Source organism: Saccharopolyspora endophytica, from assembly GCF_018070075.1.
Taxonomy (GTDB): Bacteria; Actinomycetota; Actinomycetes; order Mycobacteriales; family Pseudonocardiaceae; genus Saccharopolyspora; species Saccharopolyspora endophytica.
Genome location: NZ_JAGPXE010000003.1, coordinates 64,710 through 89,936, shown reverse-complemented (window position 1 = coordinate 89,936; position 25,227 = coordinate 64,710). Strand labels below are relative to the sequence as shown.

General features: G+C 71.2%; 29 protein-coding genes. 14 read left to right on the top strand and 15 right to left on the bottom strand.

From position 1 onward, the window contains the following. Positions 1–66: 66 nt before the first annotated feature. Entirely contained in the window at positions 67–2,103 is a 2,037-nt protein-coding gene (locus KBO27_RS08015) for a HelD family protein (RefSeq protein ID WP_210969350.1), read from the bottom strand. Positions 2,104–2,357: 254 nt separating this feature from the next. Between KBO27_RS08015 and KBO27_RS08010 the strand changes: the two genes are divergently transcribed. Then, complete coding sequence (locus KBO27_RS08010) at positions 2,358–3,116, top strand: dienelactone hydrolase family protein (protein WP_210969349.1); 759 nt, start codon at positions 2,358–2,360, stop codon at positions 3,114–3,116. A 45-nt stretch (positions 3,117–3,161) separates the two neighbouring features. Here KBO27_RS08010 and KBO27_RS08005 read toward each other — a convergent pair whose 3' ends face one another. Together KBO27_RS08005 and map are read right to left on the bottom strand one after the other, a co-directional pair. Beyond that, entirely contained in the window at positions 3,162–3,392 is a 231-nt protein-coding gene (locus KBO27_RS08005; protein ID WP_246536581.1) for an HC3 family zinc finger protein, read from the bottom strand. A 266-nt stretch (positions 3,393–3,658) separates the two neighbouring features. After that, positions 3,659–4,423, bottom strand: coding sequence for a type I methionyl aminopeptidase (gene map, locus KBO27_RS08000; RefSeq protein ID WP_210969348.1), 765 nt, complete (start codon positions 4,421–4,423; stop codon positions 3,659–3,661). 86 nt (positions 4,424–4,509) lie between these two features. On the opposite strand from map, the gene KBO27_RS07995 reads away from it, so the two are divergent. Next, the gene (locus KBO27_RS07995; protein ID WP_210969347.1) at positions 4,510–4,776 is read left to right on the top strand and encodes a helix-turn-helix domain-containing protein; all 267 of its coding nucleotides are present in this window, start codon (positions 4,510–4,512) and stop codon (positions 4,774–4,776) included. Between the two features lie 3 nt (positions 4,777–4,779). Here KBO27_RS07995 and KBO27_RS34530 read toward each other — a convergent pair whose 3' ends face one another. From KBO27_RS34530 to KBO27_RS07965, 5 genes are all read right to left on the bottom strand, one after another. Continuing rightward, positions 4,780–6,417 (bottom strand): FAD-dependent oxidoreductase, encoded by a 1,638-nt coding sequence (locus KBO27_RS34530; protein WP_307870290.1) that lies wholly within the window; start codon positions 6,415–6,417, stop codon positions 4,780–4,782. 103 nt (positions 6,418–6,520) lie between these two features. Continuing rightward, positions 6,521–6,922: a VOC family protein gene (locus tag KBO27_RS07980; protein WP_210969346.1), complete on the bottom strand. Its 402-nt coding sequence runs from the start codon at positions 6,920–6,922 to the stop codon at positions 6,521–6,523. A gap of 116 nt (positions 6,923–7,038) precedes the next feature. Next, positions 7,039–7,686 carry a DJ-1/PfpI family protein gene (locus KBO27_RS07975; protein WP_210969345.1) on the bottom strand — a complete coding sequence of 216 codons (648 nt, stop codon included), beginning with the start codon at positions 7,684–7,686 and terminating at the stop codon, positions 7,039–7,041. Positions 7,687–7,703: 17 nt separating this feature from the next. Further along, positions 7,704–8,669, bottom strand: a complete 966-nt coding sequence (locus tag KBO27_RS07970) for a GlxA family transcriptional regulator (RefSeq protein WP_246536579.1) — start codon at positions 8,667–8,669, stop codon at positions 7,704–7,706. A 59-nt stretch (positions 8,670–8,728) separates the two neighbouring features. Next, complete coding sequence (locus KBO27_RS07965; protein ID WP_210969343.1) at positions 8,729–9,166, bottom strand: MarR family winged helix-turn-helix transcriptional regulator; 438 nt, start codon at positions 9,164–9,166, stop codon at positions 8,729–8,731. A gap of 121 nt (positions 9,167–9,287) precedes the next feature. Between KBO27_RS07965 and KBO27_RS07960 the strand changes: the two genes are divergently transcribed. Together KBO27_RS07960 and KBO27_RS07955 are read left to right on the top strand one after the other, a co-directional pair. Then, positions 9,288–9,866: a quercetin 2,3-dioxygenase gene (locus tag KBO27_RS07960; protein WP_210969342.1), complete on the top strand. Its 579-nt coding sequence runs from the start codon at positions 9,288–9,290 to the stop codon at positions 9,864–9,866. Continuing rightward, positions 9,863–10,696: an alpha/beta hydrolase gene (locus KBO27_RS07955; RefSeq protein ID WP_210969341.1), complete on the top strand. Its 834-nt coding sequence runs from the start codon at positions 9,863–9,865 to the stop codon at positions 10,694–10,696. Before KBO27_RS07960 ends, KBO27_RS07955 begins: the two co-directional genes overlap by 4 nt. Positions 10,697–10,699: 3 nt before the next feature. Here KBO27_RS07955 and KBO27_RS07950 read toward each other — a convergent pair whose 3' ends face one another. The 3 genes from KBO27_RS07950 to KBO27_RS34145 all read right to left on the bottom strand — a co-directional run bounded on the left by KBO27_RS07950 (position 10,700) and on the right by KBO27_RS34145 (position 13,179). After that, on the bottom strand, positions 10,700–11,377 hold the full coding sequence (locus KBO27_RS07950; RefSeq protein WP_307870289.1) for a GntR family transcriptional regulator: 678 nt from the start codon (positions 11,375–11,377) through the stop codon (positions 10,700–10,702). A gap of 90 nt (positions 11,378–11,467) precedes the next feature. Continuing rightward, complete coding sequence (locus KBO27_RS07945; RefSeq protein ID WP_210969339.1) at positions 11,468–12,253, bottom strand: alpha/beta fold hydrolase; 786 nt, start codon at positions 12,251–12,253, stop codon at positions 11,468–11,470. A 167-nt stretch (positions 12,254–12,420) separates the two neighbouring features. Continuing rightward, on the bottom strand, positions 12,421–13,179 hold the full coding sequence (locus tag KBO27_RS34145) for an AraC family transcriptional regulator (protein WP_210969338.1): 759 nt from the start codon (positions 13,177–13,179) through the stop codon (positions 12,421–12,423). Positions 13,180–13,226: 47 nt separating this feature from the next. Here KBO27_RS34145 and KBO27_RS07935 point away from each other — a divergent pair, with 47 nt between their 5' ends. The 5 genes from KBO27_RS07935 to KBO27_RS07920 all read left to right on the top strand — a co-directional run bounded on the left by KBO27_RS07935 (position 13,227) and on the right by KBO27_RS07920 (position 16,589). Next, positions 13,227–13,850: an MSMEG_1061 family FMN-dependent PPOX-type flavoprotein gene (locus tag KBO27_RS07935; protein WP_210969337.1), complete on the top strand. Its 624-nt coding sequence runs from the start codon at positions 13,227–13,229 to the stop codon at positions 13,848–13,850. Positions 13,851–13,861: 11 nt separating this feature from the next. Then, complete coding sequence (locus KBO27_RS07930; protein WP_210969336.1) at positions 13,862–14,740, top strand: PDR/VanB family oxidoreductase; 879 nt, start codon at positions 13,862–13,864, stop codon at positions 14,738–14,740. Between the two features lie 138 nt (positions 14,741–14,878). Continuing rightward, complete coding sequence (locus KBO27_RS34140) at positions 14,879–15,001, top strand: hypothetical protein (RefSeq protein WP_281420676.1); 123 nt, start codon at positions 14,879–14,881, stop codon at positions 14,999–15,001. A 128-nt stretch (positions 15,002–15,129) separates the two neighbouring features. Beyond that, positions 15,130–15,582 (top strand): NUDIX domain-containing protein, encoded by a 453-nt coding sequence (locus KBO27_RS07925; RefSeq protein WP_210969335.1) that lies wholly within the window; start codon positions 15,130–15,132, stop codon positions 15,580–15,582. A 218-nt stretch (positions 15,583–15,800) separates the two neighbouring features. Continuing rightward, a complete protein-coding gene (locus KBO27_RS07920) occupies positions 15,801–16,589 on the top strand; it encodes an NPP1 family protein (protein WP_210969334.1) in 789 nt (262 codons plus the stop codon). A 13-nt stretch (positions 16,590–16,602) separates the two neighbouring features. Here KBO27_RS07920 and KBO27_RS07915 read toward each other — a convergent pair whose 3' ends face one another. The 3 genes from KBO27_RS07915 to KBO27_RS07905 form a co-directional block, all read right to left on the bottom strand. Then, entirely contained in the window at positions 16,603–17,448 is an 846-nt protein-coding gene (locus KBO27_RS07915) for an SMP-30/gluconolactonase/LRE family protein (RefSeq protein WP_210969333.1), read from the bottom strand. A 20-nt stretch (positions 17,449–17,468) separates the two neighbouring features. Then, on the bottom strand, positions 17,469–18,470 hold the full coding sequence (locus KBO27_RS07910; RefSeq protein ID WP_210969332.1) for a zinc-dependent alcohol dehydrogenase: 1,002 nt from the start codon (positions 18,468–18,470) through the stop codon (positions 17,469–17,471). A 158-nt stretch (positions 18,471–18,628) separates the two neighbouring features. Next, on the bottom strand, positions 18,629–20,095 hold the full coding sequence (locus KBO27_RS07905) for an AAA-type ATPase lid domain-containing protein (RefSeq protein WP_210969331.1): 1,467 nt from the start codon (positions 20,093–20,095) through the stop codon (positions 18,629–18,631). 177 nt (positions 20,096–20,272) lie between these two features. On the opposite strand from KBO27_RS07905, the gene KBO27_RS07900 reads away from it, so the two are divergent. The 5 genes from KBO27_RS07900 (at position 20,273) to KBO27_RS07880 (ending at position 24,639) form a co-directional block, all read left to right on the top strand. After that, positions 20,273–21,271, top strand: a complete 999-nt coding sequence (locus tag KBO27_RS07900; protein ID WP_210969330.1) for an amidohydrolase family protein — start codon at positions 20,273–20,275, stop codon at positions 21,269–21,271. A 1-nt stretch (position 21,272) separates the two neighbouring features. Further along, the gene (locus tag KBO27_RS07895) at positions 21,273–22,007 is read left to right on the top strand and encodes a metal-sulfur cluster assembly factor (RefSeq protein ID WP_307870288.1); all 735 of its coding nucleotides are present in this window, start codon (positions 21,273–21,275) and stop codon (positions 22,005–22,007) included. After that, positions 22,004–23,029 carry an NAD(P)-dependent alcohol dehydrogenase gene (locus tag KBO27_RS07890; protein WP_210969329.1) on the top strand — a complete coding sequence of 342 codons (1,026 nt, stop codon included), beginning with the start codon at positions 22,004–22,006 and terminating at the stop codon, positions 23,027–23,029. The genes KBO27_RS07895 and KBO27_RS07890 overlap by 4 nt, the downstream gene beginning before the upstream one ends. 16 nt (positions 23,030–23,045) lie before the next feature. Beyond that, positions 23,046–23,369, top strand: coding sequence for a putative quinol monooxygenase (locus KBO27_RS07885; protein ID WP_210969328.1), 324 nt, complete (start codon positions 23,046–23,048; stop codon positions 23,367–23,369). A 79-nt stretch (positions 23,370–23,448) separates the two neighbouring features. Beyond that, positions 23,449–24,639 (top strand): MFS transporter, encoded by a 1,191-nt coding sequence (locus KBO27_RS07880; RefSeq protein ID WP_210969327.1) that lies wholly within the window; start codon positions 23,449–23,451, stop codon positions 24,637–24,639. On the opposite strand, the gene KBO27_RS07875 is transcribed toward KBO27_RS07880, so the two are convergent. Further along, positions 24,623–25,213: an MSMEG_1061 family FMN-dependent PPOX-type flavoprotein gene (locus tag KBO27_RS07875; protein ID WP_210969326.1), complete on the bottom strand. Its 591-nt coding sequence runs from the start codon at positions 25,211–25,213 to the stop codon at positions 24,623–24,625. The genes KBO27_RS07880 and KBO27_RS07875 overlap by 17 nt on opposite strands. Positions 25,214–25,227 lie beyond the last annotated feature (14 nt).

Sequence of the window (25,227 nt, the reverse complement as noted above, 5' to 3'; positions counted from 1 at the left end):
AGCTCCGGGCGTGCAACGACGGCGAGGGTCTAGGACGAGACGAAAGCAGCTTCTGCGAGTCGCTTTTCAGCGCGCCGCCGATGCGGGCTCGCGGGATGCCATCCCCGTCAACGGGTCCGGAACCGCGTCCACGCAGACCACACCCAACCTCCGGGTCGCGCGCGTCATCGACACGTAGAGATCGCTGCGCCCGAAACCGCCGTCCCCGAGGATCGCGGCGGGTTCCACGATCAGCACCGAGTCGAACTCCAGGCCCTTGGCCTGGCCCGGCTCCAGCACCACGATCGAGCCGGTCAGGTCGACCGGCAGTCCCACGCCCACCACCGAGGCGAGCTCGCGCACCAGCTCCGTCGGTGCGATCACGGCGAGCTGTCCCTCCGCGTGCTCGGCCACGACCTCGCCGACCAGATCCCCCAGCGATCCGCGGGAAATCCGCTCCAGCCACGGAACCTCGCCGGAGGACCGGACCGAGCGCGGCGGACGCAGACCGGTTCCGGCCAGCAGGTCCTCGGTCGCGGCCATGATCTCCGACGGCGTCCGGTAGTTCACGGTCAACTCGGCCAAGCGCCACCGGTCGGCCACGTGCGGCGCCAGCACCTGACCCCACGAGCTGGCTCCGGACGGGCTGCCGGTCTGCGCGAGATCGCCGACGAGGGTCATCGACCGGGAGGGGCAGCGGCGCATCAGCATCCGCCACTGCATCTCCGAGAGCTCTTGCGCCTCATCGACGACGACGTGGCCGAACACGGACTTGCCCGCGTCGTGACCGAGCAGCGCGGCGGCCTCGTCGAGCAGCGGCACGTCGGCCGAGGTGCGCGGAGCACCGCCTGTCAGGTCGGTCACCACGTGCTCGGGCGTCAGCTCCGGCCACAGCTCGTCGAGCGCGGCCAGCACCCCGTCGTCGGCCAGCAGCGAGGCGCGCAGCGCGTCGCGATCGGCGGAGTCGATCATCTCCCGAGGGGCGTCGTCATCGGCGTCGACGATCACCCCGGCGGCCGAGAGCGCGTTGCGGTCGGCCGCGCTCAGCCGTCCATCAGCGCTGCCCCCGTCCAGGGCTCGACCGTCCTCGCTGAGCACGAGCGATTCCATCCGCTCGACGAGCGAGCCCACGAGCGAGCCGACGAGCTCGTTCTGGAACACCAGTCGCGCCTGGTTGTGCGGCAGGGCGGCCTCACGCGCCTTGGCCACCGCCCGACGGCACGTCTCCGGGTCCAGCGACAGCACCTGCTCCTCGAAGGTCACCTCGACCGGCTCGTCGGGGACCCGCACCCGCGCCCGGATCGCGTGGGCGATCTCCTCGGCCATCCGGGCCGATCCCTTGCGCTCGGCGTCCGGATCGATGGCGTCGGCGTCGAGACCGCCGCCGAGTTCGGCGATGGTGGAGGCGATCACCCGGTTCTCACCGAGACCCGGCAGCACCTGCCCGATGTAGTCCAGGAAGATCCGGCTCGGCCCGATCACCAGCACTCCCCTGTTGCGCAGGTGCTCGTGGGTGTAGAGCAGGTAGGCGACGCGGTGCAGCGCGACCGCCGTCTTGCCGGTTCCCGGCCCGCCCTGCACGACCAGGACACCGCGCTCCGCCGAGCGGATGATCGCGTCCTGCTCGGCCTGCAAGGTCGTGACGATCTCGCGCATCCGGCCGGTGCGCTCGGCGGTCACGGCCGCCAGCAGCGCGGCCTCGCCGACCAGGTGCTCCTCGGTGCCGTCGGAGTCCAGCAGCTCGTCGTCGACGGCCACCACGGTCCGGCCCCGCGTGGTGATCCGGCGCCTGCGCCGGACTCCCTGCGGATCGGCCGCCGTGGCGGTGTAGAAGGCGCGGGCCAGCGGTGCTCGCCAGTCGACCAGCAGCTGCTCGTCGTCCGATTCGCGGAACACGCCGATCCTGCCGATGTAGGCGCTGGTCCCGTCGTTCATGTCGAGCCGGCCGAAGCACAGCCCGTGCTCGATGCCGTCCAGGCGCGACACCTCGGCCTTCCAGACGGCGACGGTGTCGGGATCACCGCCGGCTTCGACCCGGGCGGCCGCCTGTGCGCGCAGGGCGTCCACGTGGGCGTACAACTCGGTCAGGTGCTCCTGCTCTAAATCGAGCTCATCGCCGCTCAAAGCCCCAGGACTCCCATGTTCGGACGTTCGACCAGCACAGAGTGCCCGACAGCGTTCGACAATTCCAGTCGCGCCACCTCGTCCGGTGTGGACGGAGGCCGCTCTGCGGGTTTCCGGACGAACGGATCCATCGGCGATTCACGGGCGCTGGAGGGCAGATCCGGCATTCCGCCCGGCGGCCGATCCCCGCGCGTCGCGGCTGGTGAACGAGTGTTTAGATCGGTCCGGCGTCAACCACGAGGAGGAACAGCACCATGACTGCCGCACGCGGGACCACGGTGGAGATCACCACGCCGGACGGCGTGGTAGATGCGTACCTCACACATCCGGAGGGCGGCGGGAAGCATCCCGCGGTGCTGTTCTACATGGATGCCTTCGGGCTGCGGCCGCACCTCTGCGCCATGGCGGACCGGCTGGCGGCCGAGGGTTTCACCGTGCTGGTGCCCAACCTATTCTACCGGGCGGGCCGGACCCCGGTCTTCGAGCTGCCTGAGTTCATCGACCCGGGTGCGCGGCCGGAGATCTTCCAGACCATCGGCCCGATCATGCAGCAGCTCACGCCCGAACTGGCGATGCGCGATGCCGGCGCGTACCTGGAATGGCTGGCCGACAGCCCGCTGACCACCGGTGAGCCGGTCGGGGTCACCGGCTACTGCATGGGTGCCGTGATGGCGCTGCGCACGGCCGGGGCCTACCCCGAGCGCGTGGCGGCGATGGGCGGTTTCCACGGCGGCAACCTGGCCACCGAGGCGGAGGACAGCCCGCACCTGGTCGCCGGGAAGATCAGCGCCGAGCTGTACTTCGGCCACGCCGATCAGGACCACGCGCTGCCGCCGGAGCAGATCCAGCGGCTCGACGAGGCGCTGACCGAGGCCGGTGTCCGGTTCCGCACCGAGGTCTACGAGGGCGCGCCGCACGGCTACACCCAGGCCGACACCGCCGCCTACGACGAGGCGGGGGCGGAGCGCCACTGGGAGGCCCTGCTGGAGCTCTTCCACCGCACCCTGCGCTGAAGCGGCGTCGACGGCGCCGGCCCGCCGCGCGCAGGGCCGGCGTCGTCACTCCGCGCCGTCGCCGGCCTCGGGGACGCCGGCCAGCTCGTGCGCCCGGGTGTTGCACGACGAGCAGGTGGGCCACAGCCAGCCGATGTCGGAGTTGTCGGCGGTGACCTTCTGGGAGCACAGCGTGCGCACGGTGACGCCGTGGTAGCCGTGGCGGGGCTTGGAGTCGGTGGTCGCGTGGCGCTGCCCCTCGGCGGGCACCCAGCTGAACGGATGCGGCCGGTACATCAGGCCGCCACTTCGCGCGGGCGCGGTCCGAGGCACGGCCACCCGCCCCCGGTCGATTCGATCACGCCCGCCACGATCTTGAACGCTACCCGAACAACGAGCGATCACACGCAACCCGTTCGGAGTAGTTGACCTCTCCGCAAGCACGAGAGACCACCCGAGACCACCACTCGCGGTGACAACTCCGTGATTCCCGGAGTCCCTGGAAGTCTCGAATCTCCCATTTGCCACCCAGGCCATCACGGGCGGTCATCGCCGCGAGGACGTCAGGGAAGGGTCAGGATCCGAGGGCCGTCGGAGGTGATCGCCACGGTGTGCTCGGAGTGGGCCGTGGTGGAGCCGTCGGCCGAGCGCAGGGTCCAGCCGTCGGGGTCGGTGACGATGCGCGCGGTGGTGCGCGCGAACCAGGGCTCGATGGCGATGGTCAAACCCGGCTGCAGCTTCATGCCCCGGCCGGGCTTGCCGCGGTTGGACACGTGCGGCCCCTCGTGCATGGTGCGACCGAGACCGTGCCCGCCGAACTCGGTGTTGACCGGGTAGCCGTAGTCGGTGGCGACGGCCTCGATCGCGGCCGAGATGTCGCCGAGCCGGTTGCCCGGCTTGGCGACGTCGATCGCCGCGCGCAGCGCCTCCTCGGTCGAGCGGACCAGCCTGCGGTCCTCCTCCTTCTCGGACCCGACGATGACCGTGCGGGCGGCGTCGGCGACCCAGCCGTCGATGCTCACCGCGAAGTCGGCGGTGAGCACGTCGCCGTCGCGCAGCGCGTAGTCGTGCGGGAGCCCGTGCAGCACGGCGTCGTTGACCGACAGGCAGATGACGTTGCGGAACGGCCCCTCGCCGAAGGACGGCGAGTAGTCCCAGTAGCAGGACTGGGCACCGCGCTCCTCGACCCGGCGGCGCGCGTGGTGCTCCAGGTCCATCAAGTTGACGCCGACCTTCGCCATGTCCCCGACCTCGGCGAGGATCTCGGCGACGAACGCGCCGGTGACGCGCATCTTGTCGATCTCGGCCGGCGTCTTCAACTCGATCACTCGTACTCCTACGACTCTCACTGTCGGTATTTTAATACCAAGCCTAGCACTTGCAGGTATTTAAATACCACCGTAGCCTTCGAGTCGTGGTACGGCTTCCTCTCACCCCTGATCAGGTGGAGTCCGGCGCGCGCGTCGGCAAGATGCTGCGGGACGCGCGCGCAGGACGCGACGCGGTCGAGATCGCCCGCGCGGCGGGGATCTCCCCCGAGACGCTGCGCAAGATCGAGTCCGGCCGGCTGCCGACCCCGGCGTTCGGCACCGTGGTGGGCCTGTGCGATGCCCTGGACCTCCCGGTGCAGAAGGTCGCCGAGGTCTGGCGCGGTGAGGTGAGCCTGCGCAGCGCCTCCTGACCCTCACCGCACGCGACGGGCCCTGAGCACCACGTCGTGCGGGTGGTCCTCCTTGCCGGGCCCGGTGCGCGGGCGGGTTTCGTCGACCTCCACCTGCCAGTCCTCGTCGAGGAACTTCGCGACGTCGGCGGGCTGGACGTACTCGGCGGGGTCGAACTCGGCGTCCGGCGGGAACCCGGCGGGGTCGTGGCCGACGTACAGCAGCGTGCCGCCCACCGCCACGGCGGCCAGCAGGGCGCGCACCGGCTCGTCGCCGCGCTCCTTCTTCAGCGCGAAGTACTGCGCGGATACCAGGTCGAACGAGCGGGCCGGCGGGTGCTCGGCGGCGAGGTCCGCGCGCACCCACGCGATGTTCGCGGCGACCTCGGCAGCGCGCTCCGCGGCGACCGCAGCACCGCGCTCGACCGCCACCCGCGAGATGTCGGTGGCGGTCACCTTCCAGCCCTGCTCGGCCAGCCAGATCGCGTCGCCGCCCTCGCCGCAGCCGACGTCGAGGGCCTGCCCCGGCGACATGCCGGTGACCTCGGCGACGAGGGCGTCGTTGACGGCGCCGCTGAAGAGCCGCTCCTGGCTGCCGTACCGCTCGTCCCACTCCGCTGCGCTCATGTGCTCCTCCTGGTCGTGCACCAGTCCGTGCCGGCTGTCGCCCATCGCGACCTCGCAGGTGCGGTTCTCCGCCGCCGCGGTGAAGGGATTCCGCGCGGAGGCGACGGCGCGGGCGGTCTCCTCCTCGAGCAGGTCCATGTTGATCATTCCCCCGACGGTCGCCCCGGCCGCCGCCGCGACGATCACGGTGGCGCGCAGGTCGGTCGTGTTGCCCGCGACCCACACGCCCGGCACGGACGTCCGGCCGTGCTCGTCCGAGGGGATGTGCGCACCGCCGCTGGGGTGCGCCTCGGGTTCCAGCCCGAGGCCGGCGGCCGGTTCCGACCGGGCGACCATGCGCGGAGCCACCGCCAACGCCCGCAGCGGAACGACTCGCCCGCCCGCCAGGCGAACTCCGGTCAGCTCGTCGCCCACGACCTCCAGCCTCTCGACCGGCTCCGCGACGACGTCGATGCCGCGAGCGGCGAGCTTGTCGGCTTCCTCACCGGACGGAGCGTCGGATCCGTTGAGCAGCAGCGTGATCCGCTCGCTCCACTGCCGGAACAGCAGGGCCTGGTGCACGCTCATCGGGCCGGTCGCGAGCACGCCGATCGGTTCGTCGCGGAACTCCCAGCCGTGGCAGTAGGGGCAGTGCAGCACGTCGCGGCCCCATCTGTCCGCCAACCCCGGCACGTCGGGAAGTTCGTCGCGCAGACCGGTTGCCAGCAGCAGCCGTCGCGCACTCACCCGCCGGCCGTCGGCCGTCTCCACGACGAAGCCCGAGCCCTCGCGGCCCGCCGAAACCACCTGCCCGGTGAGGATCTCTCCCCCGTAGCCCGCCACTTCGCGGCGACCGGCCGCGAGCAGGTCCGCGGGCGCCTCACCGTCGCGCGAGAGGAACCCGTGCATGTGGGCGGCGGGGGCGTTGCGGGGCTGCTCGCCGTCGATCACCAGGACGCTGCGACGCGCCCTCCCCAGCATCAGCGCGGCGTTCAACCCGGCCGCGCCGCCCCCGACGACGACCACGTCGTACCTGGTCAGACCCTCGTTTTCCATCACTGACCACCTCCAGCGACCACCATGCCCAACCCCCGCAGGATTCAGCAACGTTCTTTGCCGCCTCGGCAACAGGTTGGACCGCGGAGGGCTTGCGCGGGGTTCAGGCCGGTGGGGCGAAGAACTCGAGTGCGATGTGGTCGGGGTCCCGGAACTGCACCCCGGAGCCGTAGTGGGCGTCGACGATGCCGCCGTGCTGGATGTCGAGGTCGTCGAGGCGGTGGCACCAGCTCTCCAGCTCTGCCCGGTCGCGGCAGGCGAAGGCCACGTGGTCCAGTCCGGTGCGGTGCCCGTCGAACGCCCCGCCCTTGGCGCCGCCGGGGTGGGTGTGCAGCCCGAACAGCTGTCCGCCGGCCAGCGCGAACACGGTGTGGTGGAAACCGCCGCTGGTCTCGTCCTCGTCCAGGACGGGTTCTGATCCGAACAGGGCCCGGTACCAGCGGGTGCTGCGTTCGAGATCGGACACGGTGATCGCCACGTGCGTGATGGGTGGGAACTCGGCCATGCCAGCCTCCTCGGGAACTGCGCCGGGAGAGCGGCAGGACCGCCCCGGCGCGGTGTGGTTCTCATGGTGCCCACACCGCGCCGGTCTCGGAACCTCCGTCGAGTCGCCCGTTCGCGTCAGGCGGGGACCCGGCCCTCGACCATGGGGCGCAGTTGCGCGTCGACGAAGTCCACGACGGCCGCCGGTGCCTTCTCGGGCGAGCCGGCGTCGAACGGCGGTTGCGGGTCGTACTCGATGCCCAGCTGCACGCCCTGCGCCACCTCATCGCCCGCGATGCGCGCGACCAGCCGCAACGCCATGTCGATGCCCGCGGACACGCCCGCCGCCGTCACGTACTTGCCGTCGAACACCACGCGTTCTCCGGTGGGCTCGGCACCGAACCGGGTCAGCTGTTCGAGCGCGAGCCAGTGCGAGGTGGCCCGGCGGCCGTCGAGCAGCCCGGCAGCTCCCAGCAGCAGCGATCCGGTGCACACCGACGTCGTCCAGGTCGTGGTGGCGTCGACGCGCCGCAGCCACTGCACCACCGGCCCGTCGGGCAGCTGGTTGTGGTGGTTGCCGCCGGGGACCACGACGACGTCCGGTTTCGGCACCTCGTCCAAGGTGGCCGCCGGGACGACCCGCACGCTGCCGTGGTCGTTGCTCACCACGTCGGTGCGCTCAGCGACGAGCACGACCTCGGCGCCGGGCAGGCTCGCCAGCACGTCGTGGGGCCCGATGGCGTCCAGGGCGGTGAACTCGTCGTACAGCGGGATCGCGATCTGCATCTGTCTCCTCCTGGTGATCAGCTCGCCGGCTTGAACCGGCGGCGGTACTCGGCGGGTCCGACTCCGAGGGCGCGGATGAACGCTCGGCGCATCGCCTCGGGTGTGCCGAAACCGCAGTTCCTGGCCGTCTCTTCGATCCCGGCGTCGGTGTCCTCCAGCCGGCGCCGGGCGGCTTCCAAGCGCACGCGGTCGACGTAGCGCCCGGGCGACGTCCCGACCTCGGCGGTGAAGGCGCGGGCGAACTGGCGCGGCGAGAGGTTCGCCCTCTCCGCGAGCGCGGGAATCGCCAGGTCGGCCTCGGGGTGTTCGTCGATCCAGCGCTGGACCTCGCGCAACGACCTGCGCTGCGCGGTCTGGCCCGCCAGCTGCGCGCTGAACTGCGACTGGTCGCCGGGCCTGCGCAGGAACACCACGAGGTACCGGGCGACGGTCAGTGCCGCTTCGCGGCCGAGGTCGTCCTCGACCAGCGCGAGCGCGAGGTCGATTCCGGCGGTCACCCCGGCCGAGGTGGAGACCTCGCCGTCGCGCACGAAGATCGGTTCGGGCTCGACGTCGATCTCGGGGAACCTGCCGGCCAGGGTGTCGCACAGCCACCAGTGCGTGGTGGCCCTGCGCCCGTCGAGCAGTCCGGCTTCGGCGAGCAGGAACGCGCCGCTGCACACCGAGACCAGCCGTTCGGCTCGCCGGGCGTTGCCGCGCAGCCAGTCGACGACGTCGGGTTGTTCCCGGGTGCCCTCCCCGCCCGGCACCAGCAGCAGGTCGGGCGCGGGGCCGTCGTCGAGGGCGGAGTCCGGTGTGATCACCAGTCCCGACGACGTGCGCACCGGGTTTCCACCGATGCTCGCGGTCCTGATCTCGTAGGCCTTGTCCAGCCCCTGCTCGGCGCACCACGCGTTGGCGCCCGCGAATACCTCGACGGGTCCGGTGAGATCGAGGCTCAGCACCCCGTCGAAGACGAGGGCCAGCACAGTGCGGGTTCGCATGTCATCCATGCTGGTCAACAGCGCGGATGACTACAACGTCGAATTCCCCTCCTTTCCGGTCATCGGATGAGGGGCGGGGTGTCCCAGGGCTGGTCGAGCGCGGCGCGCAGGGCGGCGACGGCGTCGTGGCCGATGCGCGTGGCCAGTTCGCGTTCGATGGCCTCGATGGTGCGCAGGGCCTTGCGGTGGACGCGGGCGCCTTCCTCGGTGACGCGGACCAGCCGGCTGCGGGCCGACGTGGGGTCGGGGACCTGTTCGAGCAGACCCATCCCGATCAGCCCGTGCACCGCCTGGTGGACCGACTGGCGGGTGGTGCCGATCCGGCGGGCCAGTTCGGCGACGGACGTTCCCGCCGCGTCGAGGCTGGCGAACACCGCGGCCTGCGCGACCGTGACCGGCTGCTCGCCGGAGTGCCGCATGCTGTTGTGCAGAGCGTCGTCGAACCAGCGCTTGGCCGATGCCAGCAGTTGCGGCACGTTCGGCGGGATGTCGTCCATGATCCTCAGCTTCCGGGAGCGGTCGAGGTACACGATCGCACGATCTCCCGCCCGGTCGTTCACACCTCGCCCATCGTCAGGTACCTTGACGGTATCGGCGACTTGGAACGCGGAGGGGACCATGACGATCGAGTTCGCGACGCAGCACCGGACGCGCTCGCAGATCCCGCCGGAGCCGGGCAAGCCCTACTTCATCGAGAAGGGGCAGGGCGACCGCGCGCACCTGTTCGGGGACCTGTTCACGATCTACGCCGGCGGCGAGCAGACCGAGAACACCTTCAACTTCTTCACCTGCGAAGGACCGAAGGGCGACATCATCCCCGCGCACTCGCACCCGGACACCTACGAGGTCTTCTTCATCACCGACGGCGCCGTCCGGCTCTTCGTCGAGGAGACCGGCGGCGAGCAGCACGAGAAGCTGCTGACAGCAGGTGATTTCGGGTTCGTGCCGAAGAACTGCCCGCACGCGTACCGGATCGAACGCCACCACAGCCGCATCGTCGGCGTCGCGGCCGGGCCGGGCGGGACCTTCGAGCGGTTCTTCGAGAACCTGGGCGCACCCACGGACGAACCGGGATTGCCGACCGCGCCGGTGGTTCCCGAACCGCACAGGTTCGGCGCCGTGGGCGAGCGCTACGACGTCCGGTTCCTGCCGGATCACCGGTGGCGCACTCCGTCGGCGAACGAGCAGCGACCATGACCGGCACCGAACCGCTTCCCGCCGCGACGGCGATCGGAGGCATGCCGGGAAAGCTCCTGCGCGCAGTGCCCTACGCGACTCCGGCCGGGTTCCGCCCGCTGCTGGCCGACGTCCACCTGCCGCCGGTGCCGAAACCACCGGTGGTGCTGTTCCTGCACGGCGGAGGCTGGCGGCTCGGCTCGCGGACCTCGTTCTGCCCGACCTGGCGGGACTGGTCACCGAGCCCGTTCGCGCGGCTCGTCGCGGCGGGCTTCGCCGTCGTCTCGGCCGACTACCGGCTCAGCGGCGAGGCGGCCTTCCCGGCGCAGCTCGACGACGTGACCACCGCCGTGCACTGGATCCGTGACCGCGCCGTCGATCTGGGGGTCGACGCGGAACGGATCGTGGTGTGGGGCGAGTCCGCGGGCGGGCACCTCGCCGCGCTGCTCGGCCTCACCGCCACCCGGAACGCGCCGGACGCGGTGGCGGGAGTGGTCGACTGGTACGGGCCGAGCGATCTCAGCGCCATGCCCTCCCGGGACGACCCGGGCTCGCGGGAGGCTCAGCTCCTCGGAGCCGCGGCATCCCAGGTGCCCGATCTGGCGAGAGCGGCCAGCCCGGTGTCGCACGTGCACGGCGCCGCTCCCCCGTTCCACCTCGCCCACGGCACCGCGGACGACGCCGTTCCCGCCGAGCAGAGCCGACTGCTGGCCGACGCGCTGCGCGAGGCGGGTCGGCCGGTCGAATGCGACCTGGTGCCCGACGCCGGGCACCTGTGGCGCGGGCCGGTCGACGGCGAGCGGATCTTCACCCGCGCCCTGGAGTTCGCCCAGCGGGTCACCGCCCGCTAGCGCTCACAGGGCATTGAAGCGCGCCTGGGTCTTGTCCACCTCGGGCAGGGCTTCGATGACGCTTCCCAGGTGGGTGCGCATGGCCGACTCGGCGGCGTCGGCGTCGCCGGCGCAGATGGCCTCGATGATCGCCAGGTGCTGCGGCAGCGACACCGAGGGGCGGCCCGGGTGCATGGCCAGGCGGAACTGGTGCCGGACGTTCTGGCCGCGCAGCCGCCCGAGCACCGCGCACGCCGTCTCCTGGCCGCTGATGCGCAGGATCAGGGCGTGCAGGCGCTTGTTGATCTCGGAGTAGCCGAGCACGTCGCCGGCGGCGACGGCCTGCTGCATCAGCTCACCGATCTCGCGCAGCTCACCGTGCTCCTGCTCGGTGGCGCGCTCGGCCGCGCGCGCCGCGCACAGGCCTTCGACGACCATCCGGACCTCGGTGATCTCGATGGCTTCCTGCAGCGACACCGCCCGCACGCGAGCGCCCCGGTTCTGGATGCGCTCCACGAGGCCCTCGGTGGTCAGCTGGACGAGCGCGTTGCGGACGGCGGCGCGGCTGACGCCGAACTGCTCGGCGAGCTCGGCCTCCACCAGCCGCTGGTTCGGGGCGAAGTCTCCACTGGTGATGGCCTCGCGGATGGCGTCCACGACCGGAGCCTCCTGGCCGACGTCGTCCCGCTTCGCTGTGGTCACTACCCCTACCCCGAGATTGATAACAATTTTGTCCACCATCTTAGCGGGCGGGGTTCGCGCAGGCCCGCGCCATCCTCACCGGGCGGAAGATCAGCGCGCGAGGAAGTCGCCGACGAGCTTGCTCGCCACCGGCCGGTTCTCGTGGAAGTAGGCGTGGCGGAGACCGGGCAGGACGTGCGCTTCGGCGTTCGGGATGCGCTGGGCCAGCAGCTCGGCATTGCTCGCCGGGGTCATCCGGTCGTCGGCGCCGTGCAGGACGAGGGTGGGCGAGCAGATCTCGTCCAGCCGGTCCCAGGCGTTGTGGCCGTTGCTGGCGGCGAGGTGGTGGCGGGCGTGCACCGGCATGTCCGGGTCACCGAGAACGGTGCGCGGCCCGTCGTGCGAGGCCAGCCACTCCGGGCTGTACATCAGCTCCAGCAGCGCTCGTTCGGCCGCGTCCCGGTCGGGCTGCGCGAGCGCGCGGCGAACCGCGGCGTCGCGTTCGACCGCGTGCGGGCCGCCCGGCGACGTGCAGCCGAGGACCAGCCGTCGCACGCGATCGGGGTGGTTGATGGCCAGCCACTGGGCGGAGCGACCACCCATGGAGGTGCCGTACACGTCAGCGGAGTCGATGCCGAGCGCGTCCAGCACGGCGATGACGTCCTCGGCGAAATCCTCCGTGGAGCAAGGCTGATCGGGTTTGCCGCTGGCACCCGTCCCCCGGTAGTCCGTGGTGATGGTGCGGTGGGCGCCCTCGAAGTCCTCGCGCGCGCCGTCCCACCAGCGGTGGTTGTTGGCCTGCCCCGCCAGCAGCACCAGCGGGCGTCCCGCACCCGCGACCTGGAAGGCCAGCGAGGTGCCGTCCTGAGCGCGCGTGAACTCCTGCCCGACTGCCATGCGTTCTCCTCCCGAAGACGACCACCCGGAACCCTACGCAGCCCCACCACGACCTACGTCACGCCTCACGCACCCTCGTCACCAGCACGACCCCGAATGCGGCGGTATCCCGGCCGCCACCCGATGAGGACGGTCTCCGGAACGCCGCCGCTGGGGGCGATCGCGCCTCAGCCGCTGCGGTAGATGCCGGGGTGTTGGCCGGTGAGGCGGTGGAAGGTCTCGGCGAAGGCCGCCGGTTTGCGGTAGCCGACGGCGCGGGCGGCTGCACCGACGGAGGCGCCGGCCGCGAGGTGGCCGACGGCGGCGCGCATGCGGACGCGGGTGCGCCAGCGGGCGAAGGTCATGCCGGTCTCGGCGGTGAACAGGCGGCTGATCGTGCGCACTCCCGCCTTGACCGCGAAGGCCCATTCGTCGAGGTCGCGCGGGTCGGCGGGGTTGGCGATGAGGGCGTCGGCGATGCCGCGGATGCGGTCGTCGGTGGGGATCGGGACGTCGAAGACCGTGTTGGGAACGGGTTCCAGGACCCCCAGCAGGAGCGATTCGGCGTGGTGGCGGAGGGTTCCGCGCTGCCGGTTCTCGTCGAGGTGCACGATCAGCTCGGCGACCAGCGGGGTGATCGCGACGCCGGTCGGCTCGCGCCACTCGCCGGGACCGTGGTCGTCGACGAACACCACGACGCGGACGCCCCCGGGTTGGCGGACCTCGACCGCGTGCAGGATCCCCGCGGGGATCCACAGGCCCTGGTTCGGAGGCACGAGCCATTCGCGGCCGGCCGCGTGCAAGGCGATCGTGCCCGATTCCGACCAGCACAGCATGTTCCGCCGATGCCGGTGCTCACCGACCGAACCCGGGTCGACCTTCGGCTGCCCGATCACCACCAGCATCGGGTTGGCCGAATGACGGTCGTGGATGGCCACCTGCCGCACATCGGCCACCCTACTCTCGGCCTCACCAGAGCGATCCAGGAGGCGACATGACCCGCGCAGCACCCAGGAAGGTCCCGTTCGAGGAGGTCCGGGCGTCGCTCGGCGAACCGGACGACATGATGAAGGTCAAGAAGCTCCCCCGGCTGGACGAGCACCTGCGCCGGTTCATCGCGCACTCCCCGTTCCTGTCGATGGCCACCGCCGACGCCGAGGGCAACGTGGACTGCACACCGCGCGGCGACCACCCCGGCTTCGTGCGGGTGCTCGACGACGTCACGCTGGCGATCCCGGACCGGCCGGGCAACCAGATCGCCGACTCCTTCCGCAACCTCGCGTCCCATCCCGGTGTCGGCCTGCTGTTCTTCATCCCGGGCCTGCGGGAGACCGCGCGGGTCAACGGGTCCGGGTACGCGACCGACGATCCCGAGGTGCTGGCGCGGATGCAGGCCGAGGGCCGCACTCCCTCGCTGGCGATCGTGGTGCGGGTCGAGGAGGCGTTCCTGCACTGCGGGCGCGCGCTGCTGCGCTCGCGCCTGTGGGACCCGGCGAGCCAGGCGCTGGCCGAGGAGATCCCGTCCCCCGGCGAGATCGCCGCCGACCAGTTCGGCATCGACGTCGATCCCGAGGCGCTCAACTCGATCCTCGAACGCGGCTACCAGCGGCTCTACTGAGAGGCACAGCGTTGCAGAAGGCCATCATCGACGACATCTCCTCCATCGCCGACGGCGTCGCGGCGCTGACGCTGGTCGGCGCAGGCGAACCGCTGGCGGCGTGGGGGCCGGGTGCGCACATCGACGTGACGCTGCCGAACTGGCTGACCCGCCAGTACTCGCTGTGCGGCGACCCCGGAGCCGAGGACTACCGGATCGCGGTGCGCCGGGAGCGGTTGAGCCGGGGCGGCTCGGAGTACGTCCACGACCACCTCCGGCCGGGGCGAGAACTCGACATCTCCCGGCCTCGCAACACCTTCCCGCTGATCCCGGCACCCGAGTACCTGTTCATCGCCGGCGGCATCGGGATCACACCGATCCTGCCGATGATGCGCGCGGCCGTGACCTCGGCCGCCGCGGCGACGCTGGTCCACTGCGGTCGTTCGATGCCGTTCGCCGACGAGCTGCGGCGCGAGCACGGCGACCGAGTCCGGTTCGGCCGACCGGACATGGCGGAGCTGGCAGCGGGCCTGGGCCCGGAGACGCTGGTGTACTGCTGCGGCCCGGAACCTATGCTCGCCGCGGCGGAGGCCGCGTTCCCCGCCGATCGGCTGCACGTGGAGCGGTTCCGGCCGCGCACGAGGACTTTCGCGCCGGACACCGCGTTCGAGGCGGTCTGCGCCCGTTCGGGCAGGACCGTGCCGGTGGAGGCCGACGAATCGCTGCTCAACGCGCTGCGCTTCGCAGGCTTCCCGGTCTCCTCCGGATGCCGCGAGGGGGTCTGCGGCAGCTGCGAGCTGCGCTACCTCGACGGAGAACCCGAGCACCGCGACGAGATCGGAGCCGCCGAGGGCCGCCTCTACCCGTGCGTGTCCCGCAGCCGCACCGATCGCCTCACGCTGGACCTGTGACCACGCAGGGCAGCGTGGGCGTCCAGCCGCAGCGCCCCGCGCTGACAGCGGCGGCCGGATCCGGCGCCGCAGTCGACGGCGTCTGCTGAACCCACCACGCGGCATCACCCTCGTGCCTGCTGCACCGGACAGCCACTGGTGCAGCAGGCACGGGAGCATCTCGACCTGCTGGAGTCCGGTGATCGCGAGGGGGCGGCGGAGTACCTGCGCAGTCGCCTCGACGAGGTTCGGGAGCGGAAGACCCGGCGAGGTTCCCGCTAGCCGTGGCGGCCGCAGAACCCGAGGGGGGCTCGCGATCGCCCGTGGCGATTTTCCGATGCCGGGGAGCGTTTTCGGGGGTGTGACGGCAAACTGGTGGTGAGCCGCACGGATCGAGGGGGCCGCGACTCATGAACAGTGCACAACTCGCCGAACTCATCGCCCGCGACGCCGCGGACGGCATCCGCCAGCACGTGGTTCGTGCGCTCATCATCCGCGCGGGCAAAGCGCTGATGTTGCGCCGTCCGCGCCACGAATCCCGCGGTGGGATGTGGGAAATGCCCGGTGGCAAGGTCGAACCGCACGATTGCGACCTCTTGGACGCGCTGCGCCGCGAGGTCCACGAGGAAACCGGACTCGCCGTCACCGGATTCACCCGCCATCTCGCCGCGCACGACTTCGTCAACCGGCACGGCCGCAACGTCCGGCAGCACACGTGGTCGGTGACCGTGGCCGGACAGGACGTGCGACTCACCGAGCACGACGCCTACACCTGGACGAACGCTCACGACACCCACCCGATCAGCCCGCGGGACCGGAACCTCATCAGCACTCACGCTGTGCGAGGCACGACACTCCTGTAGGGGTCACCCGAATTCGCTCAGCGGGTTTTTCCCGCACTCTTCCCGGAATCCGGGGACAATTTCGGCAATTCGCCGACCTTCTCCGGTGAAACTGGGAAAACCGCGAGCGAGACGCCGACGTGTCCTATTCTGTTCAGATCTTTTTCTCCTGTTCCGGACCGGAATCGATTTATGATCGAACGACTTTCGGATTCGGAAACGAGAGGAACGATCGCCTGATGAACACTGTGGACGGAACGCCCCGCGCCGGCCGGGCCGGGAAGTTCGCGGCCAGCGTCGCGGGAGCCGCGGTCCTGCTCCTCGCGCTCCCGCCGGCGATCGCCGCCGCCGACCCGCCCGCCGCGCTGCCCACCAGCGCTGCGGAAGCCGACGCGAAGTGGCAGCCGGCCTTCGACTACGACGGCGACGGTTGCTACCCGACCCCGGCGATCGGGTCGGACGGCACCATCGCTCCCGGCCTGGACACCACCGGCGCGATCAACGGCAGCTGCCACGACCAGTCGGACCTGGACAACACCAACTCCTACTCGCGTTCCAAGTGCAACAACGGTTGGTGCGCCTACGTCTACGACCTGTACTTCGAGAAGGACCAGGCCGTCGACGGCAGCGGGCTCGGCGGGCACCGCCACGACCTCGAACACGTCATCGTGTGGGTGGAGAACGACGAGGCCAAGTTCGTCTCGACCTCCGCGCACGGGGACTACTCGACCTTCCCGGCCAACGAGGTCCAGTGGGACGGCACCCACGCCAAGGTCGTCTACCACAAGGACGGCGTGAGCACGCACTGCTTCCGGCCGGCCGGTGCGGACGAGCAGCCGGAGAACCACTACGGCACCTGGCAGTACCCGGCTCTGGTGAGCTGGGACAACTGGCCGGACACCGGTCTTCGCGACAAGCTCACCTCGGCCGACTACGGCAGCGCGAGCCTGGCGATCTCCGACGGCGCCTTCAACGGCAACCTGGAGAGCGCCAAGCCCGAGGGCATCCCCTTCGACCCCAACGCCTGACGCGAGCGGAACGTCACCCCGCGTAGGAGCGCGCCGGCAGGCCTCGTACCCCGGGATCGGTGGCGAACACCGCACCGGCTCCGGGGTGGTGTTCGAGGTCGGTGTCGACCTGCGAGGTGGTGATGTAGAGGCGGTCGAGGTCCTCGCCGCCGAAGGTGCACGCGGTGACCTTCGGAGCGGGGACCTCGATCACCTCGGCCAGCGCTCCGTCGGGCGTGTAGTGGCGGACCGCACCGCCGCCCCACAGGGCGACCCAGACGCCGCCTTCGGCGTCGACGGTGAGTCCGTCCGGGGATCCGTCGGCCGGGTCGATGTGGGCGAACGGCCGCCTGTTGACCAGCTCTCCGCCCTCGAAGTCGAACACGTCGACCCGCTGGGTGGGGGTGTCGGCGTAGTAGGCCCGCGATCCGCCCTCCGTCCACATGAGACCGTTGGAGATGCTGACCTCGGGCACGACGGGTTCGACGCGGCCCCGCGGGTCGAGGCGGTAGAGGGTTCCGGCGCCGGGTGTTTCGTCGTAGGCCATGGAACCGCAGTAGAACGCGCCGTCCGGACCGCAGCCGCCCTCGTTCATCCGGACGTCGGTGCTGCTCCACAGCTCCGGCAGCAGCTCGATCTCCTGCAACGCGTCGTCGGCGAAGGCGAACCCGCGTTCCAGCGCCAGCACCGCGCCGCCGGATTCCCTCGGCCGCAGCACCGCTGCGACCGAGCCGACGTGGCGGCGGTGGACCTCACCGGCGGCGTCGAGGGTCAGCACGTCACCGACCAGCATGTCCACCCAGCGCAGGCCCGGCCAGCGGCCGAACCACACCGGTCCTTCGCCGTGCCCGGCCAGCGGAGGGGTGATCTGCTCCGGCATCGGTGAACCTCCGCGACGAGTCATGGGTGCAGCAGGACCTTCCCGGTGGGCACCGCCGGGTCGGCGAGGGCGTCCAGCGCCTTCCCGGCATCTTCCAACGCGAACTCGTGCGTGATCAACGGGGCCGGGTCGAGCCGGCCGGTGGCGAAGGCGCGCACGGCGTGCGCCCACGCGCGCGAGGACGCCCCGAACACGGTGTGCACGGTGACCGCGGCGCCGACCAGTTCCGCCGGGGTGAGCGGTTCGTGCTCCTCCGGGGCGATGCCGGTGAGCACGGTCCGCCCGCCGCGCCGGGTGGAGCGCACCGCGAGCCGCCCGGTTCCGGACGCGCCCGCGGCTTCGAGCACCACGTCGTACCCGCCGCCGGCCTCGTCGGGGGTGCGGAAATCCGTTGCGCCGCAGGCCTTGGCGGTATCGGCGCGGTCGGTTCGCGGATCGACCACCACGAGGCTGCCGGCACCGGCAGCGGCGAAGAGCTGGGTGGCGAGCATGCCGAGGGTTCCGCCGCCGATGACCGCGACGCTCTCTCCCACCCGCAGGCCTGCCTTGAGCACCGCCGAGGCCATGCACGCGGCCGGTTCCAGCAGCGCGGCGGCGCGCAGGTCGGCTTCGTCGGGAAGCGGGTGCAGCAGCCGGGCGGGGATGCGCAGGTGATCGGCCCAGGCGCCGGGCTGGGTGAAGCCGGTTTCGTCGTAGGCGGCCGAGCACAGGCTCGTGTCCACTTCGCGGCAGGCCGTGCACCGGCCGCAGTTGCGGAACCCCTCGCCCACCACCTTGCGTCCGACCAGCGCCGGGTCGACCCCGGCTCCCACCCGCACGACGGTCCCCGACCACTCGTGGCCCGGGACGACGGGGTAGCGGACGAACTCCGGGGGCCGGGTGCCGTGGTAGACCTCCAGGTCGGATCCGCAGATCCCGGACCAGGCCACTTCGACGAGCGCTTCGCCGTGGCCGGGCGGCTCGGGTTCGGCTGCGACGACGCGCAGCTCCTGCGGAGAATCGATCCGGACTGCGCGCGGCATCGCTGCTCGAACCCCTTCCACGGCGTGATGGCTCCGCCGCAGAGCCTGCTCGGCGGAACGGCCGCTGTCCAGTGGCTCGTCCCGTGGAGTCCGGCGATGTGGTCTGAAATGACCGGACGGACCGGACTTCGGCCGCCGGACTCCACGGGTACCTCGGGTCAGGCTCGGGGAGCTCGGCCGGGGACGGTGATGCGGTACTGGGCCATCTTCCGGTAGATCGTGGCCCGGCTGACGCCGAGCTCGCGGGCCGCCTCGCCGACGGTGGTGCCCGGCTCGGTGAGGCAGCGGATGATCTCGTCGCGCTCCACCGCTTCGAGCCTGGTCAGCGGCCTTCCCGGGCCGGTGAAGACCTCCGGCGGCAGGTGGTTGAGGTCGATCAGGTCGGCACGACCGGCGGCGTCGCGGACGACCTGGCGCAGCTGGCGGACGTTCTCCGGCCAGTCGTAGGCGTTGAGGGTTCGGGCCGCCGAAGCCGTGAAGTCCACCTCGCGCCGCCGCTGCTGACGTGCGAAGTGCCTGGCCAGCGGCTGGATGTCGTCCGGCCGGAACCGCAGCGCGGGCACCTCGACGACGGTGTCGACCAGCCGCCGCAGCTCCTCGGGCATGGCCTCGGCCGATTCGGCGGTGAGCACGTAGGGCTGCATGCCGCCGACGGCGCGCACCTCCCCCAACCGTTCGGCGAGGTCGCTGATCACCCAGGCCGGCAACCGGTCGACCCCGGAGATGATCACGCACGTGCTGTCCTTGCCGAGCTCCGGCGTCCACAGCTCCAGCCACGCCTCGACGTCGTCGGGCGCGGGCGGTCGCACGCTGAGCACCCGCTCGCGGCGCAGTTCCCGGCGAGCCAGCGAGGCCAGCGCGGTCTTGCCCGTTCCGGCTTCGCCGACCACGGCGACCGCGCGGCCGTTGCGGAAGGCCGAGCGCGCTTCGGCGAAGACGTTGCGCCACCCGGGCGTGAGCACCGAGGCCTCCGGCGCGCGCATCCGGTCGGCGTAGACGCGGAAGACCTCGCCGCGCGGCATCGGGTGCGCGCTGCGCCCGGCTCCCCTGGCCAGCATCAGCGCCGTGGTGTTGCCGGCGGCCGACTGGGCGAGCGCCAGCAGCAGCTCGGAGGCCGAATCCGACCAGGTCGTGAGGTTGACGCTGCCCGCGACACCACCGCTGACCGGGTCCAGCACGGGGGCCGCCGCGCAGGTGTAGCCGCGCAGTCCCGCGCAGAAGTGCTCCTCGGCCCGCACCAGGGACGGGGCGCGGTCGGCCAGGGCCAGGCCGAGCCCGTTGGTGCCCGCGTTCTCCTCGGCGAAGTAGAAGCCCGGCGCCAGGTGCACGCGGTCCAGCGAGCGGTTGATCGTGCCGTCCTCGCAGATGCGGCTGAGCACCAGCCCCTCCGGGTCGGTGATCATCATGCTGACCGGTTCGTTGGCGAGGGTGGCCTGCAGTCCGCGCAGCACAGCGGTGCCGCACTCGTAGAGCAGCGATCCGGTGTCGACCGAGCCGGTGAACACCGGACGCATCTCCTCCGCGCTGATCCCGTAGCGCTCGCTGCGCCGCCAGGACGCCCGCAGCCGGGGAGTGACGGTGGCCGGGCAGGCGGCGGGGTCGGGCGCACTCCGGTGCAGGTGCATCTCGAACCTCCAAGGGACGCGTCGTTGCGCCGGTGGGAACAGGGTAAGCGCAGGATGCGGCCTCCATCACCGATCACGCTGTCTCAAAGTGAGACACGCAGAGGCCCCTCGGAGGCTCTCGCCACTCCTACCGTTCCGTCCCGACGTGCCACGGCTGCCACGTAGCGGAGGATGCAGATGTACAGCAAGGACGGCGAGAACTACTTCATCGTTGACGCACACGTCGCGCTCTGGGACGCCCGTGCCGACAACCAGCGCAACATCCACGGCAAGCAGTTCATCGACTGCTTCTACGACTACCACCGCAACCTCAGCCCGGAATCCGAGGTCTGGCCCTACGAGGACTTCCTCCACCAGGGCGGTGAGCGGCTCATGCGAGACCTGTTCACCGAGGGCTACGTCGATCACGCGATCTTCCAGCCCGCGCTGCTGAGCGCCTTCTACGGCAACGGTTTCGGGCAGACGGAGGAGGCTTTCGCGCTGGCGCAGAAGCACCCGGACAAGCTGACCTACAACCACTGCTGGGACCCGCGCTTCGAGCAGGCGGGGCTGGACCAGCTCCGGCGCGACGCGGAGCGCTTCGGCCTCAAGGGCGTGAAGCTCTACACCGCCGAGTGGCAGGGCGATTCGCGCGGTTACAAGCTCGACGACCCGTGGACCTACAAGTACCTGGAGGTCTGCCAGGAGCTGGGTATCCGCAACATCCACATCCACAAGGGCCCGACGATCCGGCCGCTGGACCGCGACGCCTTCGACGTCGCCGACGTGGACAAGGTCGCCACCGACTTCACCGACCTGAACTTCGTGGTGGAGCACTGCGGGCTCCCGCGCCTGGAGGACTTCTGCTGGATCGCCACGCAGGAGCCCAACGTGCACGCGGGTCTGGCGGTGGCCATGCCGTTCATCCACTCCCGGCCGCGCTACTTCGCGCAGATCATCGGCGAGTTGCTGTACTGGCTGGACGAGGACCGCATCCAGTTCTCCAGCGACTACGCGATCTGGACGCCGAGGTGGCTGATCGAGCGGTTCGTGGACTTCCAGATCCCGGCGGACATGACCGAGTACGCCCCGCTAACCACGGATCAGAAGCGCAAGATCCTCGGCCTCAACGCCGCCCGCATGTACGGCATCGAGGTCCCGGCGGGGCTGGACGTGGCCGAGAAGGCGGGCGTCTGAGGTGGCCGCCGGACTGGAGAGGGCGGCGTGGGAGGCGCTGCACCAGGTCATCGACCCGGAACTGGACGAGCCGATCACCGATCTGGGGTTCGTGCGGTCACTGCGGGTCGAGGACTCCGGTGAGGTCGAGGCGCACCTGCGGTTGCCGACGTCGTTCTGCGCGCCGAACTTCGCCTACCTGATGGCCTCGGACGCCAAGGACGTGCTGCGCGCGCTCCCGGGCGTGACCGGGGTGCGGGTGGAGCTCGACGACCACCACGACTCGGAGCTGATCAACACGGGGCTGGCGGCCGACGCCGGGTACCGCGACACGTTCCCGGGCGAGGCCGAGCAAGACCTGGAGGAGCTGCGCGCGACGTTCCGGCGCAAGGCGCACGCGGCGGCGATGGAGCGGGTGCTGACCAGGCTGCTCAAGGACCGGCCGGAGCTCGACGAGGCCGACCTGCACGCGATCACCGTCGCCGACCTGCCGGACGAACCGGCGACGCGCTCGCTGCTGAACCGGCGCGAGGCGGTGGGTTTCGACAACTCCCCCTCCGCGCTGGTGCTGGTCGACGACGAGGGCCGGCCGTGCACGCCGGAGCAGGTGCCGTTCCGGCTGCGCTTCGCCCGCGCGACGCGCATCTCGGTGGAGGGCAACTCGCACTTCTGCCGCGGGCTGCTGCGCACCCGCTACCCGGATTCCGCGGCCGACCAGGCGCCGCGGGCCATGACATCGGAAGGACGAGGACGATGAGAGCAGTGCAGGTGGTCGGCTACCACGAGCCGATGCGGTTGACCGAGGTCCCGGTGCCGGAGGCGTCCGGGCCGCACGACGTGGTGGTCAAGATCGGTGGTGCGGGCGTGTGCCGCACCGACATCCACATCCTCGAAGGTCAGTGGGCCGAGAAGTCCGGTGTCACACTGCCTTACACGATCGGGCACGAGAACGCGGGCTGGGTGCACGCGGTCGGCAGCGCGGTCACCAACGTCTCCGAAGGCGACAAGGTGATCGTGCACCCGCTGGCGACCTGCGGGTTGTGCCGGGCCTGCCGGTTCGGCGACGACGTGCACTGCGAGCAGTCGCTGTTCCCGGGCATCGACACCGCGGGCGGCTACGCCGACTACCTCAAGACCTCGGCGCGCAGCGTGGTGCGCATCGACGACTCGCTGGAGCCCTCGGACGTGGCGGCGCTGGCCGATGCCGGACTGACCGCGTACCACGCGGCGGCGAAGGCGGCGCGCAGGCTGCGCCCGGGCGACAAGTGCGTGGTGATCGGCGCGGGCGGGCTCGGCCACATCGGCATCCAGGTGCTCAAGGCGATCTCGGCGGCCGAGCTGGTGGTGCTCGACCGCAACCCGGACGCGGTGGAGCTGGCGACCGGCATCGGCGCCGATCACGGCGTGGTGGCCGACGACACGCACGTCGAGCAGGTCCAGGAGCTCACCGGCGGGCACGGCGCGGAGGCGGTCATCGACTTCGTCGGCGAGGGCGGTGCGACCGCCGACGGGGTGCGGATGCTGCGCCGCGCCGGTGATTACCACGTGGTCGGTTACGGCGAGAACATCAACGTGCCGACGATCGACATCATCTCGACGGAGATCAACTTCATCGGGAACCTGGTCGGCTCGTACAACGACCTGTGCGAGCTGATGGTGCTGGCCGCCCAGGGCAAGGTCCGGCTGCACACCAGCAAGTACCCGCTGGAGCGCTACCAGGACGCCCTCGACGACCTCGACGCCGGCCGCATCCGCGGTCGCGCGATCCTCACCCCCTGATCCGGAGGCGACGACGATGATCTTCATCACCGCGAAGTGGCGGATCAAGCCGGAGCACGCGGACAACTGGCCGGAGATCGCCCGGCCCTTCACCGAGGCCACCCGCGCCGAGCCGGGGTGCCTGTGGTTCGACTGGTCCCGCAGCCTGGAGGACGAGACCGAGTACGTGCTCGTGGAGGCGTTCCGCGACGGGGAGGCGGGGTCGGCCCACGTCACGTCGCAGCACTTCCAGGACGCCCGCGCGCAGCTCCCGCCCTACCTGGCGGAGACGCCGCGCATCATCAACGCCGAGCTCGACCGGACCGGCTGGTCGGAGCTGGGCGAGATGTCCGTGGAGTGACGGACCGGAGGGGGTGCGCCTGCGCGCACCCCCTCGGACCCCGAATCGTTGCCTTCGCTAATGGTCTACCGTTCGGATCATGACCGCTCCGCCGATCACGCGCGTCCCGAACCGCTGGCTGATGCTGGCGATCTCGATGTTCGCGCAGCTGGCAGCGACGGTGTTCACCAACGCCGCCCCCGCGCTGATCCCGAACCTGCACTTCGAGCGCGGGCTGTCGCTGTCCCAGGCGGGCCTGATCGCCGCGGCTCCCCTGGCCGGGACCATGTGCACGCTGATCATCTGGGGGGCGATCGTCGACCGCATCGGCGAGCGCGTGTCGCTGCTGATCGGGCTGAGCATGCTGGCCCTCAGCGCCGCCGCGTCGGCGCTGGCCGACTCGCTGGTGCTGCTGGCGGTGCTGCTGTTCTTGGGCGGCGCGGCCGGAGCGAGCTCGAACTCGGCCAGCGGCCGGATCGTCTCGGGCTGGTTCCCCCCGCAGCGCCGCGGGATGGCGATGGGGATCCGGCAGACCGCGCAACCGCTCGGGGTGGGTCTGACCGCGGTGCTGGTGCCCAACCTCGTCGAGGCGAGCGGACTCGCCGTGACCATGCTGACCGTAGCCGCTGTGTGCGCGCTGGCAGCGGCGCTGGTGGCGGCGATGATCGTGGACCCGCCGCGACCGTCCATGGCCGAGTCCCGGCGCACCGGCCACGGCGCGAACCCCTACCGCGGGGACCGGAGGCTGCTGCGCATCCACGGCGTCTCGATCGCGCTCACCGTGCCGCAGCAGACGGTCTGGACCTACATGCTGGTCTGGCTGATCGCGACCCAGCACTGGACCACCGCCGCAGCCAGCGCCCTGGTCGGCACGACGCAGCTGCTCAGCGCCCTGAGTCGGGTCGGCGCGGGGATCTGGTCGGACCGGATCGGCAGCCGGGTGCGCCCGATCCGCTACTTCGCCTTCGGCTCTGCGATCGCGATGGGCGGGCTGGCGGCGTTCTCCGGCACTCCCCTGGCGCTGACCTTCATGATCGTCGCCTCGATCATCGCGGTGGCCCACAACGGCCTGGCGTTCACCGCGGTGGCCGAGATCGCGGGCCCGCACTGGAGCGGTCGGGCCATGGGAGCGCAGAACACCGGCCAGTCGCTCACCGCCACCGCGGTCCCGCCGGTGATGGGAGCGCTCATCGCGGTGGCCGGCTACCCGATCGCCTTCGCGGTGGCCGGGTGCTTCGCCCTGCTGGCGGTGCCGGTGGTTCCCGCTCGCAGCGTCACGCCCGAGGCTTGAGCGCCTGCTGGGATTCGAAGAGCGCCATCACGCCGGGCTGCTCGTCCTCCGGCCAGGTGCCGGGCCGCCAGACCCCGGATCTGAGCAGCGCTCGGCCGCAGTGCACGAACAGCTCCTCGACGGTGACGACCACCGCCAGCGCCGGGGGCACGCCCTTGAGCGCGAGGTCGGCCATGAACGGCGCGGACCGCACGATGGTGGCGGTGCCGTTGACCCGCAGCACGTGCTTGACGCCGGGGATCAGGAACAGCATTCCCACCTGCGGGTTCCGCAACAGGTTGTGCAGCCCGTCCACGCGCCGGTTGCCGGGCCGTTCGGCGTAGGCCAGCGTCTTTCCGTCGTCGAAGACCACGACGCTGCGGGCGGTGTCACCGCGCGGCGAGACGTCGATCCTCGCGTCCTCGCCCGCGGTGGCCACGAAGAACAACCGCGACCGCTCGATGAACCGGCGGCTGACGCCGTCGATCCCGGAGACCACCTTCTCGGCGATCTCCGGGTGCGGCGCTCCGACGACCTCGCGGAGTTGCGCTGCGGAGGTGACCTGCTCGGCCTCACCCGGATCCCACGAGGGCACGGAATCGTTCTCCT

Bases quoted from the DNA above. Each gene is read 5' to 3' on its own strand.
- KBO27_RS07890 (WP_210969329.1), top strand. From the start codon at position 22,004: ATGAGAGCAGTGCAGGTGGTCGGCTACCACGAGCCGATGCGGTTGACC.
- KBO27_RS07920 (WP_210969334.1), top strand. From the start codon at position 15,801: ATGAACACTGTGGACGGAACGCCCCGCGCCGGCCGGGCCGGGAAGTTC.
- KBO27_RS08005 (WP_246536581.1), bottom strand. From the start codon at position 3,392: ATGTACCGGCCGCATCCGTTCAGCTGGGTGCCCGCCGAGGGGCAGCGC.
- KBO27_RS07935 (WP_210969337.1), top strand. From the start codon at position 13,227: ATGACCCGCGCAGCACCCAGGAAGGTCCCGTTCGAGGAGGTCCGGGCG.
- KBO27_RS07955 (WP_210969341.1), top strand. From the start codon at position 9,863: ATGACCGGCACCGAACCGCTTCCCGCCGCGACGGCGATCGGAGGCATG.
- KBO27_RS07925 (WP_210969335.1), top strand. From the start codon at position 15,130: ATGAACAGTGCACAACTCGCCGAACTCATCGCCCGCGACGCCGCGGAC.
- KBO27_RS07980 (WP_210969346.1), bottom strand. From the start codon at position 6,922: ATGGCCGAGTTCCCACCCATCACGCACGTGGCGATCACCGTGTCCGAT.
- KBO27_RS07965 (WP_210969343.1), bottom strand. From the start codon at position 9,166: ATGGACGACATCCCGCCGAACGTGCCGCAACTGCTGGCATCGGCCAAG.
- KBO27_RS07960 (WP_210969342.1), top strand. From the start codon at position 9,288: ATGACGATCGAGTTCGCGACGCAGCACCGGACGCGCTCGCAGATCCCG.
- KBO27_RS07880 (WP_210969327.1), top strand. From the start codon at position 23,449: ATGACCGCTCCGCCGATCACGCGCGTCCCGAACCGCTGGCTGATGCTG.
- KBO27_RS07945 (WP_210969339.1), bottom strand. From the start codon at position 12,253: ATGGCAGTCGGGCAGGAGTTCACGCGCGCTCAGGACGGCACCTCGCTG.
- KBO27_RS07970 (WP_246536579.1), bottom strand. From the start codon at position 8,669: ATGCGAACCCGCACTGTGCTGGCCCTCGTCTTCGACGGGGTGCTGAGC.
- KBO27_RS07905 (WP_210969331.1), bottom strand. From the start codon at position 20,095: ATGCACCTGCACCGGAGTGCGCCCGACCCCGCCGCCTGCCCGGCCACC.
- KBO27_RS34530 (WP_307870290.1), bottom strand. From the start codon at position 6,417: ATGGAAAACGAGGGTCTGACCAGGTACGACGTGGTCGTCGTCGGGGGC.
- KBO27_RS07915 (WP_210969333.1), bottom strand. From the start codon at position 17,448: ATGCCGGAGCAGATCACCCCTCCGCTGGCCGGGCACGGCGAAGGACCG.
- KBO27_RS08010 (WP_210969349.1), top strand. From the start codon at position 2,358: ATGACTGCCGCACGCGGGACCACGGTGGAGATCACCACGCCGGACGGC.
- KBO27_RS07900 (WP_210969330.1), top strand. From the start codon at position 20,273: ATGTACAGCAAGGACGGCGAGAACTACTTCATCGTTGACGCACACGTC.
- KBO27_RS07975 (WP_210969345.1), bottom strand. From the start codon at position 7,686: ATGCAGATCGCGATCCCGCTGTACGACGAGTTCACCGCCCTGGACGCC.
- KBO27_RS07910 (WP_210969332.1), bottom strand. From the start codon at position 18,470: ATGCCGCGCGCAGTCCGGATCGATTCTCCGCAGGAGCTGCGCGTCGTC.
- KBO27_RS07885 (WP_210969328.1), top strand. From the start codon at position 23,046: ATGATCTTCATCACCGCGAAGTGGCGGATCAAGCCGGAGCACGCGGAC.